Origin of the sequence: Mesorhizobium sp. 1M-11 (assembly GCF_001303895.1) — a bacterium.
Classification (GTDB): domain Bacteria; phylum Pseudomonadota; class Alphaproteobacteria; order Rhizobiales; family Rhizobiaceae; genus Mesorhizobium.
In genome coordinates this window covers 35,865-54,932 of record NZ_LJSD01000038.1, presented here as the reverse complement: position 1 = coordinate 54,932, position 19,068 = coordinate 35,865, and the positions used below count along the sequence as shown (strand labels likewise).

The window sequence follows — 19,068 nt, the reverse complement described above, 5'->3', positions numbered from 1 at the left end:
CCAAGAGACAAGCTAGGCCGCCGTCGGCAGGTAGATCCTGTCTCCGGGCTGGACGAGATCCAGGAAAAAGATGTGATCCATGTTGAGCATGGCGGTCTCGGCCACATCGGCAAAATGGGCGTTGGCAATGGTGCGAACACTGTCTCCTTCCATCACGTCCACCCACAGGTAGCCTTCTTGCTCGAGTTTCGGATTGTAGCGTCCGGGCCCTGAAATCCGGGGAGATTCATCCTCTTCGATTTCTGCTTCCTGATCGACTTCATCCGCCTGCTCGACGGGCTCGCCAGCTTCATCCTGAGCGATCGTGCTCATCAGCTTGTCCACGGCCAGCAGGCCCATTCCGATGCTGAAGCCCGCACCAAGCGCAATCCGATCGGCCATTGCCCACCTTGCATCCGACTTTGCAGCTTGCGCTATCTCGGCGAGCGTCCTCGGAACGGGCTTGTTGTAGACCTTGTCGGTTCTGATCGCCGAAGCCCAGAATTCGGCGCTGGCGAACGTAAACAGCAGACCTGCCGTCGTCGCCATCGGGGCACCCCCGGCATGCATCGTGAGGGAGGCCGAGCCGACAAGGTAGGCAAGGTTGCCGGCATGGTCACTCAGGAAGCGGAGCACGGGCGCCCCGGCCAGCCCTTTATAGATCGACCCGGGTCCATAAATCAGGTTGCCGCCCATGGAGGCCCCATCGCCGATCCGATCCGAACCGCCCAGGAATGATAGCCACGTACCCGGAGAGGAGCCCAGGAATGAAAAGCCGCTTGAGATGTTGAGGCTCCGGCCAAGCTTCGTGTCCGAAGCGGTGGCGTTGGGAAACAACGACTGCGTGCCGAAGACAGCCGAGCGGATGGTATAGGCTCCCGCCGTCACCAACCCCAATTCGGGCATCATGACATACATGGAGTGCGACGTGTTGAACATGGATACGAGGATATCGATGCCCTGCTGGTATTCCCGCATCCTGGCAAACGAGAGAGCCAGTTCCACGGTCGCCTTCTGGTCGGGAGTCATCGTTTTTCCATGCGTTCTTTGGTACGGCCTCAGTTTGGCAACCGACAGCGCATCCAACTGTTCCGGTGACATCCATGCCACCTGCTCCGGCGCGAACTTCCGGAATTGTCTGGGCGCGAGTGAGGAGAGCTGCCCTGGCGACAGGCTCTCGATCTGCGGGCGCGTCAGCGCCTCCATTTCCCAGACGGAGTAAGAGCCAAGTTCTTTTTTGGATAGCGCTGCGACTTCCTCGGGAGACAGTGCCGAAACATGGCTCGTATCCGGCCGGTCCGGATCGAGCGGCGCCCCCTGCTTGTCCGGATCTTTGCCGTCGGGCAGAGGGTCGGATCGATGACCGTCAGACTGAACGTCGAGCACGAAAAATGGCTGCCGCAAGGTTTCGGTGTCCATCCGGTACCGCTGCTCCCCGCCCGGACCGAAGCGGTCAGGCCCTCTAACCGGCACGGCCGATTCAAGGGTCGCGGTGTCACCGTGATCGGTCAGGAAAAATACGTCCTCGACATGGACCTTCCCGTTGGTCTCCGCATTGAGCTTTGTGGCTATCTCTATCCTTCTGGTTTCGTTCGGATACGCCTTGGACGGAATAACGACAGCGTGCCTGACATGACGGCCTTCCGTCTCGATATGCGGGTGGCGCTTGTTGATCTGCTCATACAGTTCCCTGATGCTTTGGGTCCTGTGTTTCCTGAAATTCTTTACCTCCAGCGCCAGGAAATTGGTCGGCCGGCCACTGCCCCATTCCTGTTCCAGATAACCGTCCGGATGGGCATGTTTGCCGCCGAGATCGCGATCGATGATCTTGCCGTTCAAAAACCGGGTTTCACCCGCAAATTCGGGTATGGACCAACGGAGGATTTCGCGAACACGTCCCTCAAAAAGACTATCCTCTGCCTTTTCGAAAGTTATTTTGGCCTGTTTCACGTCTTTCGCGGCTTCTTCCCGGCGGGCTTCCACCTCAGCCAGTTCTTCCTTCAGGCGATTGGCCTCGTCGGCCTTCTTCTGTTTTTCAGCTTCCCTGATCCTCTTATTCAACCCCTTTCGTATGCCGATAAGCTCCCGTTCGGCGCTGAAGGCCTGTTGATACGTGTCGCCTGCGCTCTTCACCACAGCCGACAGAGCGGCTGTTTCCGCTGCAGAGCGTTGAGCTGTCAGGACGTGATCGTGATTGATGTCTGGGACAGCGGTTGGATCGCCGTCGCCGAAGATCGGAGCAACCGTTGTCCCATCGGCTGACGGGGGCGCGATATCAGTTGGCAATGGTTCGCCGGGCACCGTGCCTGAGCCGTCCGACCATTGCCTGTCGGCTCTGTTGGACAACGTTCCCCTTGCACCCAGGGCTGCAGCTGCAAAACCGCTGGCAAAACCCGCGAGCGCGTCGGCAATCTCCAGGCTCGACATCTGATCCCAATTGAGGATCAGGTTTTGCGCGCTTACCGCCGCGAGTGGGGTGCCGATCCCCATTGCCGTGCGATCGGCAACGCGGGCCGCCAGACTCCACTCGCCTCCCGTCCTGAGATAGCTGTTGATTGCTTTGGCATTCGGCGCGGCGATGACGCTCGTCGAGCGCACGGTGCCCAGGCTCGCAAGATAGATTTCGCCCTTGGAGAGGTTGCCGAGGTTTTTTACCGTGCCCGCCCAGCGCAGCGAACTGCCTGCGATCGGCAACACGCTTGTTGCCACCGACGCTACGTTCATCAGCGATCTGCTGTCGAAAAAATCGCCGCCGTGGCTCAGATAATCCACCTCGTCATTGAGGGCGCGACCTCCGAGATAGGCACCCCCGACCAAAGCGATCGGCGCGGTGAACGGAGTCAGCACCGGAATGACAGACAGGCCGGCAGCTGCCGTGGTGACAATACTGACGGAGGTGTCGACGACTGTTTCCACTTCCGAAGTGTTGTGTCCCGCAACGACCTCAAGCGGGATCTCTCCGGTTCCGTCCTGCTGCATCTGAAGGTCGGAGGGAATGACCAGCTTGGCATCCGGGGAAAACAGACAATTGCTTTCCTGAAAATCCTGGATGCTTTCGAACGTCATGCCTGACTCGTCGACATACCATGTCTTTTCGTCGGAATCCTCGACTGCAAACAGCGCAGTCCTGCGAGCGCCAACGGCTTCTTCAACATGGAAGAACGGTACGATACGGACCTTGTCCATGTCGCCGATCTCATTGATCTTGGCTGAAACCAGTTCGATGGTTTCCTTGCCGGGCTCAGTCGCCGGATCTATCTGGAGTGCTTCGGCGATGCGATTTTCACTCAACTGAGGGAATTCATTGCCGTATTCCGACGCAAGCGCCTGAATCTGCGGCTGGAAAAAGCTGTCCAGCATTTCCTGCTCATGCTGTTCAAGGTAGGTGCTCTGCATGCGCGCGATCTCCGCGGGCGAGTCCAACGGGCTGATCGGCTGGGTGAGCTGGAATGATGAGTAGCTGACCGCATCCCTTACCGCTTCCCTGGCATCCTCGAGTGAGGAGCCCGTCTCTTGAGCGGCATCAAGCGCTATTTTTGCCACGGCCAGTTCGGCATCGACCCAAACCTGCTGCCCGTCGATTTCGATGCGCACCGGCTGTCCGAGATCCGAAATCGCTTCGATCCCTGTCTCTTCGTAGGCCTTGGCCACCTCCTCCGACACAAGAACCGTCTGTCCTGCCACGGTTATCTCAACCTGTTCGCCTTCCGGCGGCTCGACATTCTCCGACCCGAGTTCGACATAAAGTTCATCGAACTCTTCCTGAAGGTCCTCGATCAGAGCATCATTGTCATTGATCTGGATATCCAGCTGGTCTTCCAGCGTCTCGTTCAGTTCCTTGCCCGCGACAAGTTCGTTCTCCTTCAGGTCAGATAGGTCTGGCCCGATCGCCTGCCATTGCTGGTTGAGCTCGGAGTCGCGGATTTCCTGCGGGGCGTTCGGGTCGCAGATGTCATAGGTCAGCTGCCATTTGACGTCTTGGGTTTCGTAATGCAGGACGAGCCAGAGCTGGCCGTCATCGTCGACAAACGTCTCTGTCCCTTCAAGCTTGCCCAGGAAAGCCCCGTTTCCAGCGATATGGTTCCAGTCTGGATCCTCAGGCATGGGGTTCTGTTTTTGCCATTCCTCGACGATCTGCTCTTGGAGTGACTGGACAGAAGCGAGATCTCCTCTTGCGTTGTAGTAGTCGGCGTAGGCACTCGCGAGGTCCGACTTGCTCTCGAAAGCTTCCTGCAGGTCTTTGGCTTTCTGCAGTTCGCCGTCGAAATATTCGTACTCCTCGGATCCCTCCTCGAGCGTATCGAGTTTGTCCTCGAGTTGCGCGACCGTGTAGTCGACCGACAGGCTGTCGCCCTCTGTCGTCAGCGCATCGATCTCGAACAAGGTGGCATCGACCTGGTCCGGGTCCGTGAATGTGTCTCCGGTCAGGCTTGCGGCTTCCGCGTAGGCTTGCACCGCGCCGTCAGCCAATTCGCGAGCCGCCGAAGCTTCGTCCAACCGTGTCTCCGCTTCGGCCAGCGTCCCGCCAGGAGCAGGGCTTTCCCATGACACGCCATGGGGCGAGATGGCCTCGTTCAACGCGTTCGCGGCATCCGACATGGCTTGATCGAAGTCGGCATCCAGCGCCCAGGCATCGAGTTGAGCAAGACCTTCTTCAAAGGTCGCCGGAAGCGCGTTCAGCTTGGCATTGGCGAGATTCTCCGCCCTGATTGCCAAGGCCACTTTCTGGTCCACCCAATGATACTTGCCGTCCAGGGATACCGGCACCCAAATCCCTGAAGGTGTCTCCTCATCGGGAGGTTCGCCAAAGAGATTCACGATCTGGTTGTTGCGGCCGTCGGTGTCTACGGTCGGTTCCGTTTCTGGCCCGATGCCATAGGTGTCGATTGCGGATTGGACGTCTTCCGCCTTCGCTGCCGCCTCTTCCAGCAGAGCCTCGTAAGTCTTGCCTGCGAGAAGCCCCGTGACCACGGTTGCGATGATTTCGCCTTCCTTCGCTTCTTCAGGATCGCTGCTGTGGGGATTTGCGGAAAGCAGGAGATGGGCAAGGGTTTCCTCCAAGCTGCCGGAAGCGATCTGGATCACGGTGCCGTCGGCGTAGGTCAGTTCGACGCTCCCGTCCGGGTAAGTCGTCAATGTCTGGCCATCGAACTCGATCGTGACGGTCGTTTTCGAGCCTTCTTCGATGATGATCGTTTCGCCGGGATGAATGAGATCGGGATCGCGCGTCTCGAAAAGTTCGGGATTGCTTTTCGCCAGTTCGGCAAGCGTGATGCCGTAGAGTTCGGCGATCTCGGTAAGGCTTTCGCCGTCCTTGACTTCGTGTTCGGTCGGAGAACCATCCCCGACCGGCTCGACTTCGGTTGTCGTCACGCGGCCGTCGGTGTCGGTCACAACCTCGACCACCGTCCCGTCGCTGTAGGTGGTGCGGCTGACCTGGTTGCCGTCACCATCGACGAAGTAGATGTAGGTGACGGCCCAGGGTTCCTGTGAGGCGGTCTGCCCCTGATCGTGGAGATGTACGGCGGCAACCTCTCCATCGGGGTCGAGGATCTCAACGCCAACGACGGTTCCGTAATTGATCGGATTGAAGGTGTAGCCTTGCGCTTCGAGCTCCTCGATGACCTCTTCCTCGGTCACACCGAGTTCCTCCGCGATCGCGGCGGTGGTCTTGCCGGCCTCGATACCGTCGATCATCTCGTCGGTCTGTGTTTCCTTGTCGGTCTCGACGTCCGCCGTGATGTCGATTTCCTCGACGGTAGAGCCCGGAGCAATCCGGAAGGTTGGAGCAAGATGAAGCGGGAGCATCGTGCCGCCCGTTTGCCGCACGCCGGGCATCGCCGTCGATTGCCGGCGCCCGCCCTCCGAAGATGTTTGCTCGATATGCCTTGCCATCAAGTCATTGAACCGCTCCACATTCAGCGCGCCGGCGCGCGGAGAACCGGACTTCGCCACGGCATTGTGGTGCGAGGGCTGATGGATTTGGCGAACGGTCATCGTACTTGCCTCCGAGCAAAACGGCCTTGAATAAAACGACAAATTTTTGAAGTAACGATCGCTCTTTCAAAGAGTAAAATTCAGTTTCGATGCATCATCGATGTATCGTCACTTTGGCGATGAATGCGTCCACGGCTGCTGCCTGACGTTTCCATTCGGCCGATGGGCAGGCTGCGACGATCAGCAATTCCACCGCCTCCACCCATTGGGTTGCGATGCGGTTGCGGTAATGGATGCCATCTTTCCCTCGATAGCTGGCCTCCTCCGACAGGAAGGCCACCGGGTCTCCTGTGCTGGCGCGCAGCTTCAAGTCAGGCAATTTGTTCCTTGCCACGTCGCCAACCTGCGATTTCAGTTTTCGCGCATAGGCCTCGATCGTATCGCCCGGCGTTCGACCTGCTGCCCTTGCCGCATCCGCACCGAGATTCTGGGCAAAGGTGATCTGACAAGCGCCTGAAACCTGCCGAAACCTGTACATGCCGTTCTGACCGACGATGTCCGGCCGCCAGCTTTCGACGTTGATCGGCATTTCGAAAGCCACAGTGGATTCGGGGCTCTGTGCATGCGCCGGAAACCCGGAAACAAGCCAGCCAGCGAGGAGAGCGCCCGCAGAGATCCGCTTCATAGATTGTCTCCCGAAAGCAGAAGTCAGCGATCTGGTCTTCGGCGATCCGATCGAAATCCCCTCGCGCAGCCTGCGCGGCCAATGTAAGATTCCAGCTCGCAATTCATGTCTCACCGGGGCTTCCTCAAGGCGAAGAGACAAGGGATCAGCCTATCGTGGGAAGCACCATAAGAAAGAATGAACTGGAGTTCAATCCTTAATGGCCTATCGCCGGACACCCAAGATGCAAGGTCGCATCGATGCTGCACGCGAGCAGATCCTGACGGCGGCTCACCGGCTTGTGGCAGAAGCCGGTTATGGAGGTACGGCCATTCCCGACGTCGCAAAGGCGGCGGGCGTTTCCACGGGCAGCGTCTACACTCATTTCCCTTCGAAGACGGCTCTGTTCTCGGAAGTGTATCAGCGAGCCGCCCGGCATGAGATCGAAGTGTTTCGCGAAGTTGCCGACACGAAGGGCACACCTCGCGAACGCCTGACCCAAATGGTGGAGACATTTGCCCGACGGGCGCTCGCAGGTCGCAAGCTCGCATGGGCATTGCTGGTCGAATCCGTCAACGAGGAAATCGATGCGGATCGGATGAGGTTCCGTGAACCCTACCGGGCGATCATCGAGGATGTGATCAATGAGGGCATCAAAGCAGACGAATTCGTCGTCCAGGACGCCAAGGTCACTTCCATGTGCATTGTGGGGGCTATTGTGGAAACCTTGGTACGGCCCTTAAGCCGGGCGCAACAGGCTGACGAAGAAGAGCGCCTGGTCTGCAATCTTATACAAGTGTGCCTGAGATCTGCCGGCCCGATCATGCGCTGATGACAACAAGCGTCTACTCCGGGACCGGGTGCGGACGTTCGGCCTCTGGCGGCCCCTGGGCAGACTTTCAAACCAGGCGCTTCAAGGCAGAAGCTGAACGCCACGCGTAGGTCACTCCCTGTCGATTTCGGCAACACAGGTGATGTGGTTGCCAGATCGGATCACCCGGATCGGCACGCCATAGGTCTGCGACAAGGTCTCTTCCGTCAGGATTTTGGATGTCGGCCCGACCGCAGGCGGATGATCGCGTGAGAGCACCAAAGTGCGGTCGGCGAGCGTGTAGGCATGGTCGGGCGCGTGGGTGGTGAAGATTACCGCGAGGCCGGTCTCGACCAGGCGGCGGATAAGCGCCAGGAAGCGCGCCTGATTGGCGAAGTCGAGATGCGCAGTCGGCTCGTCAAGGATCATCAGCTTTGGTGCCTGGACCAGGACGCGGGCGATCTGGACGAGTTGGCGTTCGCCGCCGCTGATTTCGGTGTAGGCTGCTTCCGCCAGATGGCCGATCCCAAGCGTACTCAAGGCTGCCAGCGCAAGTTCCGTCACCTCTTTTCCTGGCACATCGAAGAGGCCCAGATGCGGCGCTCTTCCCATTTCGACCACGGTGCGCACGCAGAAAGCAAAGACAGTTTCATGGCTCTGCGGCACAAGCGCCAGCTGCCGGGCGATTTCCGGACGCGACAGCGATGCCATTGACCGCCCGTCGAGTTCGACCTTGCCGGCGTTCGGCTGCGAGAGCCCGGCCAGGCAGCGCAGCAGCGTCGATTTGCCGACGCCGTTCGGACCGAGCACGCAGACAACTTCGCCCGCCGCGATATTCAGGCTGAGATCGGAAAAGATCCGCTCCGGCCGGTCCGGATAGGAAAAACCGAGCTTGTCGGCGGACAGGATCATGGCGAACCCGTCATGCCCAGCCGAGCCTGCCGCGGCCGAGCAACAGCATGAAGACCGGCGCGCCGATCAGTGCGGTCAAAATGCCGAGCGGCACTTCAGCCGCGGTCACCGTGCGAGCGACGTCGTCGATGATCAAAAGGTAGCAAGCCCCAAGCGACAGCGCTGCCGGCAGGAGCCGGCGGAAATCCGGCCCGACGAGAATGCGGGCGAGATGCGGGACGACCAGGCCAACCCAGCCGATGATGCCGCTGATCGAAACGGCGGAAGCGGCAATCAACGTCGAAAGAAGGATTATCGCCAGCCTGAGCCGCGCCACCTCGACGCCCATGATGCTTGCCTGCTCGTCGCCCATCGCCAGAAGATTGAGCCGCCAGCGCAAAGCGAGCAGCCCGAGCACGCTTGGAATGGTGACGGTGAGGACGGGCACGAGGTCAGCGGTCGAGACCGAGGAAAGCGAGCCAAGCAGCCAGAACTCGATGACCGGCAGCTTTGAGTTCGGATCGGCGACATATTTGAGCAGGGAAAGCAGCGCGGTGAAAAGCGAGCCGACGATGACGCCGCCCAGCACCAGAGCGATGGTCGAGTTCAGTCGGAAGAAGCGGTTCATGGCGAAGCAGATGGCGACCGCCAGCAGGCCGAAGGCAAATGCGCAGGCCTGCGTGGCGTAACGCTCGCCGAACAACAGGATCGCCGCCGCCGCGCCGAAGCCGGCGCCGGCCGAGACGCCGAGCGTAAAAGGCGAGACCAGAGGGTTGCGGAACACGCCCTGATAGCAGGCGCCGGCGATCGCCAGGCCGCCGCCGACCACCATCGCCGCCAGGACGCGCGGCAGCCGGACATCGAGCACCACCGAGGTTACGACTGGCGGCCAATCCGGCGAGACAGGCAGAAGCTGCGCCGCGATCACCTTTATGACCGTTAGTGGTTCGACCGGATAACGGCCAAGCAGAAAGGACAAAAGGAAGATCGCGACGGGCAGAAGAATGAGAAAGACCGCCGCGAGGCTGCGCGTCGGTTTTTGATGAACTGGCGCCGGCAACGTCACGGCTCAGTTCGGCCCGGTGTACTTCTGGCCGTAGAACAGGGTGTAGTAGGCGTCAGCCTGCTCCTGCATGTCGATGTCGGCAAAGCGCTCGGGATAGAGCTTCTTCGCCATCCACAATTCGCCGAGAGCCAGCGCCTCGGGCAGCGGGTAGCCCCAAGGTTTTACATATTCGGGCGTGATGTGGATGCGTTCGTTCTCAACCGCGTCGACATGCTGCCAGGCAGCCCCCTTCCTGATCTCGTCGGCAACCGGCGCGTAGCGGTCCTGCACGAAGATCACCTGGGGGTTCCAGGCCAGCACATCCTCCATTGACACTTTGGTGGCGCCGCGCACGCCGGCGGCGACATTGATGCCGCCCGAGCGCTTCATGATGACGCCGGTATATTTGCCGGAGCCGTAAGTGCTCATGTCGGGATTGGCCATATAGAGCTTCACCCGCTCTCCATCCGGAATAGAGGCGACACGATCCTCCACCTTCTTGCGCTGGGCAAAGGCGTAGTCGATGAGTTGTTCAGCCCGGTCGCCCTTGCCGACGATGTCGCCGATCAGGCGCACGCCGATCTTCAGCCCTTCCGCATAGGCGACATCGTCATCGACGAAGGTCGGGTTGAGTTTCGGAGCCTCGACACCCTCGCCTTTTGACAGCGAGATCGCCACGACCGGCAGGCCGGCCTTCGCGAGCTGATCGATCATCGCCGGCGGCGCGTAGTTGGTAACGAAGACCACATCCGGCTTCAGCTTGAGCACCTCCTCGACATTGGCGGCCTGCAGATCGCCCGGCGTCGGCAGGCTTGCAATCCGAGGCGCGTATTTGTCGAGGCCGGGGATGAGCTTCTGCCAGGTGCGCAGCACGCCGACGATTTTGTCCGCGGCACCGAGCTCGACCAGGATGTCGAGCGTCTGATGCTGAAGGACGACGATGCGCTCGACCTTATCGGGAACGGTGACCGTGCGGTTGAGCTGATCGGTGACCGTTCTGGCATCGGCCGGGCTGAGCATCAGCAGCGACAAAGCAACGGCAAGGGCCAGCAACGGGCCGCGACGCAGGTTCATGTGGAAGCCTCTCAAGATGCCCGGAACCGGGAACGATATGTTTTATTGCATATAGCGTTGAGTGCGAGGCGGCAAGGCAGATCCAGCCGATCTCCCCTTGCTTTCGGGACAGATCGGCAGCTTCTCCGCCCCGCCTCACTTTTTCTGCGGCAGCGCCACCGGCTGGAAACCGAAGTCGCGCAATATCCCTTGACCGGCGGCTGAGAGGACAAACAGCGCGAAGGCCAGCCCCGCCTCCGAGCAGCCCTGCAACGTGGCCAGCCCATACTCAGGCACGACATTCACCTCGGGCGGAATCTCGACGATCTCGGTGTCTTCGAGTTCAGCCACCAGTCCGGTCAATCCGGTGCGGTAGCCGAGGAAGACATGTGCTTGCCCCGCCGTCATCGCGGCCGCGATCGGATCGTAGCGGCCAGGCGCGTTCGAAGTTTCGGAACCGCCGACCAATTTCTGCGCCTTGGAGTCGAGCAGCGCGAAACTGCCGGGTCTCTTCTCGTCAATCCGCCGGAAGATCGCCCATGCATAGTCCCCGGACGGGTCTTTCTGGGGCGTCGAGGTGGCGATGCCGATGGCCGGGTCGAGCAGCCGGTCGACGAAATTATCCGTCGCAATGCCGGCGTCGCGGCGTACGGCGGCAGCCATCGTGTTGCGGGCGAAGACGATCGCCGGCCGCGCCAGCTTTCGCTCCGCAAGCCGCGCCGGATGGGTGAAACTTGCCGACAGGAAAATATCCGGACGCTCACCGGCTTCGATGCGCTCGCGCAGCAGCCCGGCGGGGCCGAGCCGCGTCTCGGCCATCACGCCGGTCGAAGCCTCAAAAGCGCCCAGCAGAGACGGCAGCACATGGCGCAGGCTGCCGGCGGCATAGACCATCATCACGACTTTCTTCGCTGCAGCCAATTCTCAACCTCTCTTCCGTCGCCAAAATGGCATCTATCGTCTCGGAATGACGCGGCACAATGCCTGTCGTGTCATTCCACGTTCAAATTCGTAATATCACATCTGATACAACGATTGCCTATGCGAATGGCGCACCGGGATCAGTGCATCGTGCCAGATCGATGAAACAGGCAATCTTCGTCGGAGTTTCACGCGCTGCGGCCTTCAGCGAACCCGGCAGGCCATCTTTGCAGCACGCCTTGCAGGATCGTCTGCTGTCTATGATGCTTGCCACAAGTGCGTGGTCACCGGCTAAGCATGTTCCGGAGCATCATGCTCCACAGAAAGAGACTGGGATGCGGATACTTTCACACCTTTACCTTGTCGTACTCGCCCTGATCGGCATTGCCGTTGCAGTCGCTGGGGGCTGGCTGATCGCACTAGGTGGTTCCCCATATTATCTGATCATCGGAGTCGCATGGTTCATCGGCGCGCTGCTGCTTTGGCGGGGTAAGATGGCGGGCGCATGGTTGACGGTACTCGTCGCTTTGCTGTCGGTTCCGTGGGCAATCTGGGAAACCGGATTCGATTTCTGGGGACTGTTCGCCCGCCTGATGTCACCGCTGGCGCTGGCGGGCTTTGCATTGCTCTTCACGCCGTCGGTGGCGCGGCAGGCGCAACGGCCACTGTATTATGGTGGCGCGGCCTTCGCCGCCGTGCTGTTTGCCGTCGGCTTCGCGCTCGCCTTCCAGCCGCATGGCATCATCCACCCATCCGCTGCCGTTCCAGCTTATGAAGCCGCGAAAGGCGACAATGCGCCCGTCGACTGGACGTCTTACGGGCGTACGACCAAGGGGTTGCGCTATTCTCCCTTCGATCAGATCAACCGTGACAATGTGACCAGGCTGGACCTCGCCTGGACCTATCGCACCGGCCGCGGCACCACGGGCTTCGACCAAAACACGCCCCTGCAGATCGGCGATACGGTCTACACCTGCACGACGGCGAACGTCGTGGCGGCCGTGGATGCGGACACCGGGACGGAGCGTTGGAAGTTCGACCCGAAGGCCACGGCTCCGTTCTGGCAGCGCTGCCGGGGCATCGGCTATTTCGAACTTCCGAAAGCCGAGCAGATCACCGATCAGCCATGCAATCAGCGTCTGATCATGACCACCATCGATGCGCGCCTGATCGCGATTGATGCCAAGACAGGCGCCTACTGTCCCGGTTTTGGCGAAGGCGGGACAGTGCAGCTGTCCCAGGGCATGGGTGAGGTCAAGAAGGGTTTCTATTTCCAGACATCGGCGCCGCTCGTCGCCCGCGACAAGGTGGTGGTGGGCGGCTGGGTCGTCGACAACCAGGAGGTCGGCGAGCCTTCGGGCGTGATCCGCGCCTTCAACGCAGTTACCGGAGAGCTCGACTGGGCCTGGGACCTCGCAAATCCGGCGATCACCGGCCTGCCGCCGGAAGGTTCGACCTATACCCGCGGCACGCCCAATCTGTGGACGACCGCGGCCTTCGATGACGAACTGGGCCTCGTCTATGCTCCGCTCGGGAATACGACGCCGGACTACTATGGCGCGTTACGCCCAGCTTTCGCCGACGAATACAACGCGACGCTCGTGGCGCTCGATGTCGAGACCGGCCGGGAACGCTGGAAATTCCAGACTGTGCATCATGACATATGGGACTACGACCTGCCGTCGCAGCCCGCGCTCATCGACGTGCCGGATATGAAGGGCGGCACGGCCAAGGCCGTGCTGCAGACGACCAAGCGCGGGCAATTGTTCCTGCTTGATCGAGCGACAGGCAAACCGCTGGCGGAGGTCGCCGAAAAGCCGGTGACGACGGAGGGGGCTGTCCCCGAGGAGCTGCCGCGTCTGTCGAAGACGCAGCCCTATTCGGTTGGCATGCCGACGATCGGGGGCGCCCGCCTGACGGAGAAGACCATGTGGGGCGTGACGATGTTCGATCAGCTTGCTTGCCGCATTGCCTTCCAGCAACTGCACTATGACGGCGATTTCACGCCGATCAGCCTGAAATACACCATCGAGCAGCCCGGCAATGTCGGCGGCTTGAACTGGGGCAGCGTTTCGGTCGACGTGCATAACAATCGCGTCTTCATGAACGACATCCGCGCGCCCAGTATCTTTGCCCTGGTGCCGCGCGAAAATTATCCCGACTTCGCCAAAAAGGCCCATGCCGATGGCAGCGGCCACGGCCCGTCGCCACAAAATGGCACGCCCTATGGCATGGCGACGGAACTGTGGGTTTCGTCGCTGGGCATACCCTGCGTGACGCCGCCGTTTGGAACGGTCACGGCGATCGATATGAACACCCGCACCATCGCCTGGCAGGTGCCGGCGGGAACCGCCGAGCAACTGGGGCCGTTTGGTATCAAGTCCGGCATGCGGATGCCGATGGGGCTACCGACCTATGCCGGCACGAGCGCCACCGCGGGCGGCCTGGTATTCTTCGCTGGCACGCAGGATTATTATCTGCGGGCCTATGACGCCGCTGATGGCACGGAACTGTGGAAATACCCGCTTCCGGTCGGATCGAGCGCCACCCCGATGACCTATGTCTCGCCCACGACAGGCAAGCAATATGTGCTGATCTCTGTCGGTGGCGCGCCTTATTCACCGGACAAAGGCGACTATGTCATGGCTTTCACGCTAAAGGCCTCGAACTGAGCGCAAAACAGAAATCGGTGGTTGTGATCTGTGACGCCAGGAGCCGGCGGAATAGCGAGCAACGGGGCGGCAGGAAGAGCAGGAGTTCGCGGTCAGGTCCGCGCCGCTCCTGAGGTCAGTTGGTTTCGCCAGTTCGAGATCAGTGCCCCGTCACGCCACCGCTCACCGAACCACAGGATGAGCATCAGCAGGAAGGGGTTCGCCAGTTGCAGCAAGACAACCACGGCTATGCTCAAGCCGGAATTGAGGAACAGCAACAACGGGGCCGCCAGAACGATGTGAGCAAGGATCCCGCCAGCCACAAGAAGCGCGAGCGCGCCGTAGCTCATCCGGCCTGGACCGAAGCAGGCGCGGATGATCCACACGGCCAAGGCCGCGAACAGCAGTGAAGTGAAAAATCCTCCACCGAAGTTGCCGCCAAGCGCGGCCACCATATGTGTCAGGGCGTTGATCATTATGATGCCGTAGACGGAAAGCCCGACGAGCGGGTGTCGTCCGCTCAGCAGGGCTGCAATGGGAGCTGCGACCCAGAACGCAGTTACATTGACCGCAAGGAAAAATACCGGCGGGATCGGGCAGTTCGGATAAGGCGGCAAACCGAGCTGCGCGCAGATCATACCCGGAAATGCATGGAACCTCCCGAGCCCATCGATGCCGTACTCTTCGACGTTGTGAAGCAGATAGGCCGCCATCCCGAGCCAGGACAACCACACCCGGTCATGCCATCGCGAGCGGCCTGGATCGCTGCGGAGACGGTCCGTTGCAAAAAGCAGGACCACCAGGACGATTGCGCCGACGCCACCAATCCAGGGAAATGCGATGTCGAACCAGTGCCAGTGATGCATGGCGCCCTCCCGGGAACAACAGAATCCACAGGCAGTCATCGCTATCATGAATTCTTCGAGCAGCGACACAGCCTGCCGCCCAGCCGTTCTGAATGCGTATTGTGGGGCAGAGGCTCTCGCTGAGTTGAACGTCACTGTCTGCGCGAGGCCCCTATCGGGACGCTTGCGCTTGTCGCGAGCAGACCATACACTGAACTATATGGTTCAGTATTTAGACTCCCCCCTCGATCGCTCGTTTGCAGCGCTGTCCGATGCGACCCGCCGCGGGATAATCGATCAGCTTGGCCGGGCGGACGCGTCGATCACCAGTCTCGCGGACAGGTTCCAGATGACGCTGACCGGCATGAAGAAGCACGTCCAGGTTCTGGAGCGGGCGGGGCTCGTCGTCACGCAGAAGGTCGGACGGGTAAGAACCTGCAAGCTTGGGAAACGCGGCCTCAAGGCGGAGGCGGAGTGGATCGAGGCGCACCGCAAGCTCTTCGAGGCCCGCTTCGAAGCATTGGACGAAATCATCAGCGAAATGAAACAGGAGGAAAACGATGGATCGGCAAGCTAGCAGTGCAGGTGGCGCGCAGAACCGCACATCAGTCGAGCGCAGAGGCGATCGCGAACTCGTCGTAACGCGGACATTCGATGCGCCGCCGAGCACGGTTTACACGGCGTGGAGCCGGCCCGAGCTGTTCCAGCGCTGGTGGATGCCGAAATCGGTATCCGGCGTTTCGCTCGTATCGTGCGATATGGATGTCCGTACCGGCGGAAAATATCGGCTGGAATTCGGCACCGGCGGTTCGGAGACCATGGCCTTCTACGGCAAATATCTCGAGGTGGTGCCGAACGAGCGCATCGTCTGGACCAACGACGAAGGCGAAGAGGGCGCGATCACGACCGTGACCTTCGAGGACCAGGGCGGCAGCACGCTACTAACTTTCCACGAGCTCTATCCATCTAAAGAGGCGCTTGAGGAAGCACTGCAGGGCTCCGCGGCCGGATTGCCGGAGCAGCTGGATCAGCTCGACGAATTGCTTTCCGGCATAGGTGAATAACGCGGGTCGGGAAACGCGCCTGGAAGGCGGTGCGAAGGCCGGCTGGTCGTGCCGCCGCCTGTGCGCCGTGCCCTCGAAAGAGACCCACCGAAGGCCTTGCCGATCCAATCCATTCTTTCATCCATGCCACCTCGTTTCGAGATAGGCTGAACCGGCAGAACACAATTCATTCCGCATCATGGTGACGATGGCGGCCTTGCCCGTCCTCACCTTCACCATCAAGGGCACCTCACCCCTCTATTCATGGTCCTGGCCGACAGCCGCCGGCTTGCTGGTCGTCACCGCATTCCTGCTGCTCGAGACAGTTCGCGTATCGCTGCTGCCTTAAATGGCCACCGGTTTTCACCCGGGATCAATCTTATTTGACCGCGACGGCAGCCTCTTCGATAAGGGCGGCGACTTCTTCAGGGTGTGACATCTGTAGCAGATGTCCACCGTCGATCTCGATCACCTTGGCCCCAGAGCGTTTGGACATCTGCCGCTGAAGCTCCGGCGAGATGGTACGATCCCCGGTCGCAATGGCCGCCCATGTCGGCGCTATATGCCATGCGGCAGCCTCCGCCGTGTACCCAAAGATGGACGTATTCGCAGGCGTCTGAAACACCGCCGTGTATCGTGCGTCATCTTCGGGCAGCCCATTCGCGACATCCGTGATCCACACTTCGGGTTTGACCACATAGTAGCCGTCGTCGAACACACGAAGCGCGTCCTGTGGCATTTCGGCCGGAATCGACGCGTTGAGAGAAGCCAGGCTTTCGCCTATCTCTGGTTGGAACGCAGCCACGTATACCAGCGCCTTGACGTCGGGGTGTGTACCGGCCTGACTGATCACCATCCCGCCATAGGAATGGCCGACAAGCACAACGGAGCCATCCTGTACATCGATGGCGCGCCGCGCCGCGGCAATATCGTCTTCGATCGAGGTCATCGGAAGCTGAACAACCGTGACGTTGTAGCCGTCGCTGGTTAGTCGTGCATAGACCGCGCGCCAGGACCCACCGTCCATGTTCATGCCGTGGACAAGGACGATGTTGTCGGCCTTCGCAACCGCCGCATCGGGAAGGATCATCGGGGTGGTGAGCGCGATGCCGAGCGATGCCAGAAGGGTTCGGATCTGTTTCATTTCACGTCTCCGGCTGGAGTTGAGTTCAACGGCAATCTGGGGCCGTGCCCTGCTATCTGCTAGTGTGATTTGCATGATTAGCTCTATCACTATGGGTGATAAATGGACCGCCGCGATATTGCCGACCTGCTCATCTTCCAAGCCATCGTCGAGGCGGGCAGTTTCACTCGAGCTGCGGCGCGGATGGGGCGAGCGCAGTCTGGTCTCAGTCAGGCTGTCAGCGCCCTGGAGGCGCGGCTCGGGGTTCCGCTGCTTGCGCGGTCGACACGCAGCGTCCGCCCGACTGAGGCAGGAGAACGCCTTCTCCAACAGGTCACGCCTGCTCTGCATCAGATCGAGTGTGGGTTGTCGGAGATCCGCCGGGAGCGTGACCAGCCATCAGGGACATTGCGGCTGACGGTAATGGAGTATCCAGCTCGCGCGATCCTCGTACCGGCGCTACCTGATTTCCTGGCGCGCTATCCCGGCGTAACAATGGACCTTCACGTCAGCGACCGGTTCACTGACATCGTCAAGGGAGGGTATGATGCCGGCATCCGCTTCGGCACCCATCTTGAAAAGGACATGGTCGCCGTTCCGGTCGGTCCCGACATCAGGGCGGCGATAGTCGCGGCTCCTTCATACTATGCTCGGCGCGGCCATCCTGATCGGCCTGACGATCTTGGCGCGCACGATTGCCTTAACTACCGCACCGCCAGCCACGGCGATCTTTTCCGCTGGATGTTCCGCCAGGATGAACGAAATATCGAAGTCCCGGTCGTGGGGGCGGCCGTCTTCAATGACGCGCCGGTCATGATCGAGGCTGCATTGGCTGGACTAGGTCTGGCGTATACCTTCGAACCCCACGTCGCCGAGCATCTGATCTCTGGACGACTGTCGACCTGCCTGGAGAGGTTTTGCCCGGTATGGTCAGGCTATCATCTTTACTATCCGAGCCGGCACCAAAAATCGGCGGCACTTTCGGCTTTGGCAAAGCTCTTGCGGTATCGCCGCCAGCGGTAATGCTTCAAACCAAAACGACTTTTTGCAGCTTTTTTGCGTTTATTTCAGAAGGAGCAGTGCAGCGGCGCATCCTCATGGCGCCGGCAGGCCTATCTGTTGAGGTGATCCCGAAAGCGATCGCGCTATATCGGTGATGACCGCCCGGAGCCACTTGTGCGCTGGATCATGACGATATCGCACATGCCAGGCCAGTTCGACCGGGAAGGTTCCGAGATCGACTGGAGAGGGCAGCACCTTCAGGCGTGGATCGCGCTCTAGAGCCCGGCAGATCAGTATTGGCAATGTCGCGCAGTAGTCGGTGACGGCAATCATCTCGGGAACCGCCAGAAAGTGCGTTACGGAGACGGCAACCTCTCGATTGAGGTTTTGCTTTCTCAACGCCTGGAACAGACCGGCGCGGATTCGGCCAGGCGGAAGCACATTCACGTGCTTCAATCTCTCAAACTGGTCCCGGGAAAGATTTTCGCCGACGTCTGGATGGTCTCGCCGCACGACGCAGGCAAGGCCCTCGTCCATCAGATGCTGAACAACGAGATTGTCCGGGGGGTCGACGACCCTCCCCAGCACCATCGCGGTTGTCCCTGAAATCACGCCGGTCTCGGCGAGATCGTTGCCGAATGGCGTCATTCGAAGTTTGATGCCAGGGGCCTGTTCCCGCAGCCTCGCAACCAGCGCTGGCATCAGGACCAGTTCCACGTAGCTGTTCGGCGCGATCAGAAACTGGCGCTCCGCGTCCGCCGGTTCAAAATCCTGCTGGTGGACAACGACCTCGTCAAGCTGGGCCAGCGCGGCCTCAATCGTTGGAGCGATCTCTTCGGCAAGCTGCGTCGGTTTGATGCCGTACCTTTCGCGGATGAACAATGGATCGCGGAGCATCTCGCGAAGGCGATTGAGCGAGTTGGAAAGCGCCGGCTGCGTTATTCCGAGCCGGCTGGCGGCGCGTGTGACGCTCCTTTCCTCCATGAGAGCCACGAAGACCGGCAGCAGGTTGAGATCGTATTTCATCGAAATATGCTTTGCGTGAATATCTAAAATCAAACAAGTAAATTTCTTAAATATCTCGGCCAGTGCCATGTTCTCTT

16 protein-coding genes are annotated in these 19,068 nt (G+C 60.3%); 7 read left to right on the top strand and 9 right to left on the bottom strand.

The window, feature by feature from the left end; all coding sequences use genetic code 11:
• Positions 1–12 precede the first annotated feature (12 nt).
• Positions 13–5,373: a LysM domain-containing protein gene (locus AO692_RS17240; protein WP_161808079.1), complete on the bottom strand. Its 5,361-nt coding sequence runs from the start codon at positions 5,371–5,373 to the stop codon at positions 13–15.
• Positions 5,374–5,496: 123 nt separating this feature from the next.
• Here AO692_RS17240 and AO692_RS33160 point away from each other — a divergent pair, with 123 nt between their 5' ends.
• On the top strand, positions 5,497–6,006 hold the full coding sequence (locus tag AO692_RS33160) for a hypothetical protein (protein ID WP_161808078.1): 510 nt from the start codon (positions 5,497–5,499) through the stop codon (positions 6,004–6,006).
• A 64-nt stretch (positions 6,007–6,070) separates the two neighbouring features.
• Here the strand turns inward: AO692_RS33160 and AO692_RS17235 are convergent, their stop codons facing one another.
• Complete coding sequence (locus AO692_RS17235; RefSeq protein ID WP_054311283.1) at positions 6,071–6,601, bottom strand: hypothetical protein; 531 nt, start codon at positions 6,599–6,601, stop codon at positions 6,071–6,073.
• Between the two features lie 223 nt (positions 6,602–6,824).
• On the opposite strand from AO692_RS17235, the gene AO692_RS17230 reads away from it, so the two are divergent.
• Entirely contained in the window at positions 6,825–7,412 is a 588-nt protein-coding gene (locus AO692_RS17230) for a TetR/AcrR family transcriptional regulator (RefSeq protein ID WP_161808077.1), read from the top strand.
• A 111-nt stretch (positions 7,413–7,523) separates the two neighbouring features.
• On the opposite strand, the gene AO692_RS17225 is transcribed toward AO692_RS17230, so the two are convergent.
• The 4 genes from AO692_RS17225 to AO692_RS17210 form a co-directional block, all read right to left on the bottom strand.
• Positions 7,524–8,303, bottom strand: a complete 780-nt coding sequence (locus AO692_RS17225; protein WP_054311281.1) for an ABC transporter ATP-binding protein — start codon at positions 8,301–8,303, stop codon at positions 7,524–7,526.
• A 10-nt stretch (positions 8,304–8,313) separates the two neighbouring features.
• Positions 8,314–9,342: an iron ABC transporter permease gene (locus tag AO692_RS17220; RefSeq protein ID WP_054311338.1), complete on the bottom strand. Its 1,029-nt coding sequence runs from the start codon at positions 9,340–9,342 to the stop codon at positions 8,314–8,316.
• Positions 9,343–9,351: 9 nt separating this feature from the next.
• A complete protein-coding gene (locus AO692_RS17215) occupies positions 9,352–10,401 on the bottom strand; it encodes an ABC transporter substrate-binding protein (RefSeq protein ID WP_054311280.1) in 1,050 nt (349 codons plus the stop codon).
• A 135-nt stretch (positions 10,402–10,536) separates the two neighbouring features.
• Positions 10,537–11,301: a substrate-binding domain-containing protein gene (locus AO692_RS17210; RefSeq protein WP_054311279.1), complete on the bottom strand. Its 765-nt coding sequence runs from the start codon at positions 11,299–11,301 to the stop codon at positions 10,537–10,539.
• A gap of 335 nt (positions 11,302–11,636) precedes the next feature.
• Between AO692_RS17210 and AO692_RS17205 the strand changes: the two genes are divergently transcribed.
• Positions 11,637–13,973 (top strand): membrane-bound PQQ-dependent dehydrogenase, glucose/quinate/shikimate family, encoded by a 2,337-nt coding sequence (locus AO692_RS17205; RefSeq protein ID WP_054311278.1) that lies wholly within the window; start codon positions 11,637–11,639, stop codon positions 13,971–13,973.
• A gap of 92 nt (positions 13,974–14,065) precedes the next feature.
• Here AO692_RS17205 and AO692_RS17200 read toward each other — a convergent pair whose 3' ends face one another.
• The gene (locus AO692_RS17200) at positions 14,066–14,818 is read right to left on the bottom strand and encodes an HXXEE domain-containing protein (RefSeq protein ID WP_054311277.1); all 753 of its coding nucleotides are present in this window, start codon (positions 14,816–14,818) and stop codon (positions 14,066–14,068) included.
• 199 nt (positions 14,819–15,017) lie between these two features.
• Here AO692_RS17200 and AO692_RS17195 point away from each other — a divergent pair, with 199 nt between their 5' ends.
• The 3 genes from AO692_RS17195 (at position 15,018) to AO692_RS33885 (ending at position 16,189) form a co-directional block, all read left to right on the top strand.
• A complete protein-coding gene (locus tag AO692_RS17195; RefSeq protein WP_054311337.1) occupies positions 15,018–15,374 on the top strand; it encodes a helix-turn-helix domain-containing protein in 357 nt (118 codons plus the stop codon).
• Positions 15,358–15,861, top strand: a complete 504-nt coding sequence (locus AO692_RS17190) for an SRPBCC family protein (protein WP_054311276.1) — start codon at positions 15,358–15,360, stop codon at positions 15,859–15,861. Before AO692_RS17195 ends, AO692_RS17190 begins: the two co-directional genes overlap by 17 nt.
• 196 nt (positions 15,862–16,057) lie before the next feature.
• Positions 16,058–16,189, top strand: a complete 132-nt coding sequence (locus AO692_RS33885) for a hypothetical protein (protein ID WP_280138637.1) — start codon at positions 16,058–16,060, stop codon at positions 16,187–16,189.
• Positions 16,190–16,219: 30 nt separating this feature from the next.
• On the opposite strand, the gene AO692_RS17185 is transcribed toward AO692_RS33885, so the two are convergent.
• Entirely contained in the window at positions 16,220–17,059 is an 840-nt protein-coding gene (locus AO692_RS17185) for an alpha/beta hydrolase (protein WP_244483389.1), read from the bottom strand.
• A gap of 27 nt (positions 17,060–17,086) precedes the next feature.
• On the opposite strand from AO692_RS17185, the gene AO692_RS17180 reads away from it, so the two are divergent.
• On the top strand, positions 17,087–17,986 hold the full coding sequence (locus AO692_RS17180) for a LysR family transcriptional regulator (RefSeq protein WP_054311275.1): 900 nt from the start codon (positions 17,087–17,089) through the stop codon (positions 17,984–17,986).
• Positions 17,987–18,058: 72 nt separating this feature from the next.
• Here AO692_RS17180 and AO692_RS17175 read toward each other — a convergent pair whose 3' ends face one another.
• A complete protein-coding gene (locus tag AO692_RS17175) occupies positions 18,059–18,991 on the bottom strand; it encodes a LysR substrate-binding domain-containing protein (protein WP_054311274.1) in 933 nt (310 codons plus the stop codon).
• Positions 18,992–19,068: the final 77 nt, after the last annotated feature.

Excerpts from the sequence above, each read along its gene's own strand:
- AO692_RS17215 (WP_054311280.1), bottom strand. The coding sequence starts at position 10,401 with ATGAACCTGCGTCGCGGCCCGTTGCTGGCCCTTGCCGTTGCTTTGTCG.
- AO692_RS17235 (WP_054311283.1), bottom strand. The coding sequence starts at position 6,601 with ATGAAGCGGATCTCTGCGGGCGCTCTCCTCGCTGGCTGGCTTGTTTCC.
- AO692_RS33160 (WP_161808078.1), top strand. The coding sequence starts at position 5,497 with ATGTACGGCGGCAACCTCTCCATCGGGGTCGAGGATCTCAACGCCAAC.
- AO692_RS17175 (WP_054311274.1), bottom strand. The coding sequence starts at position 18,991 with ATGAAATACGATCTCAACCTGCTGCCGGTCTTCGTGGCTCTCATGGAG.
- AO692_RS17200 (WP_054311277.1), bottom strand. The coding sequence starts at position 14,818 with ATGCATCACTGGCACTGGTTCGACATCGCATTTCCCTGGATTGGTGGC.
- AO692_RS17225 (WP_054311281.1), bottom strand. The coding sequence starts at position 8,303 with ATGATCCTGTCCGCCGACAAGCTCGGTTTTTCCTATCCGGACCGGCCG.
- AO692_RS17185 (WP_244483389.1), bottom strand. The coding sequence starts at position 17,059 with ATGCAAATCACACTAGCAGATAGCAGGGCACGGCCCCAGATTGCCGTT.
- AO692_RS17205 (WP_054311278.1), top strand. The coding sequence starts at position 11,637 with ATGCGGATACTTTCACACCTTTACCTTGTCGTACTCGCCCTGATCGGC.
- AO692_RS17230 (WP_161808077.1), top strand. The coding sequence starts at position 6,825 with ATGCAAGGTCGCATCGATGCTGCACGCGAGCAGATCCTGACGGCGGCT.
- AO692_RS17180 (WP_054311275.1), top strand. The coding sequence starts at position 17,087 with ATGGACCGCCGCGATATTGCCGACCTGCTCATCTTCCAAGCCATCGTC.
- AO692_RS17190 (WP_054311276.1), top strand. The coding sequence starts at position 15,358 with ATGGATCGGCAAGCTAGCAGTGCAGGTGGCGCGCAGAACCGCACATCA.
- AO692_RS17195 (WP_054311337.1), top strand. The coding sequence starts at position 15,018 with ATGGTTCAGTATTTAGACTCCCCCCTCGATCGCTCGTTTGCAGCGCTG.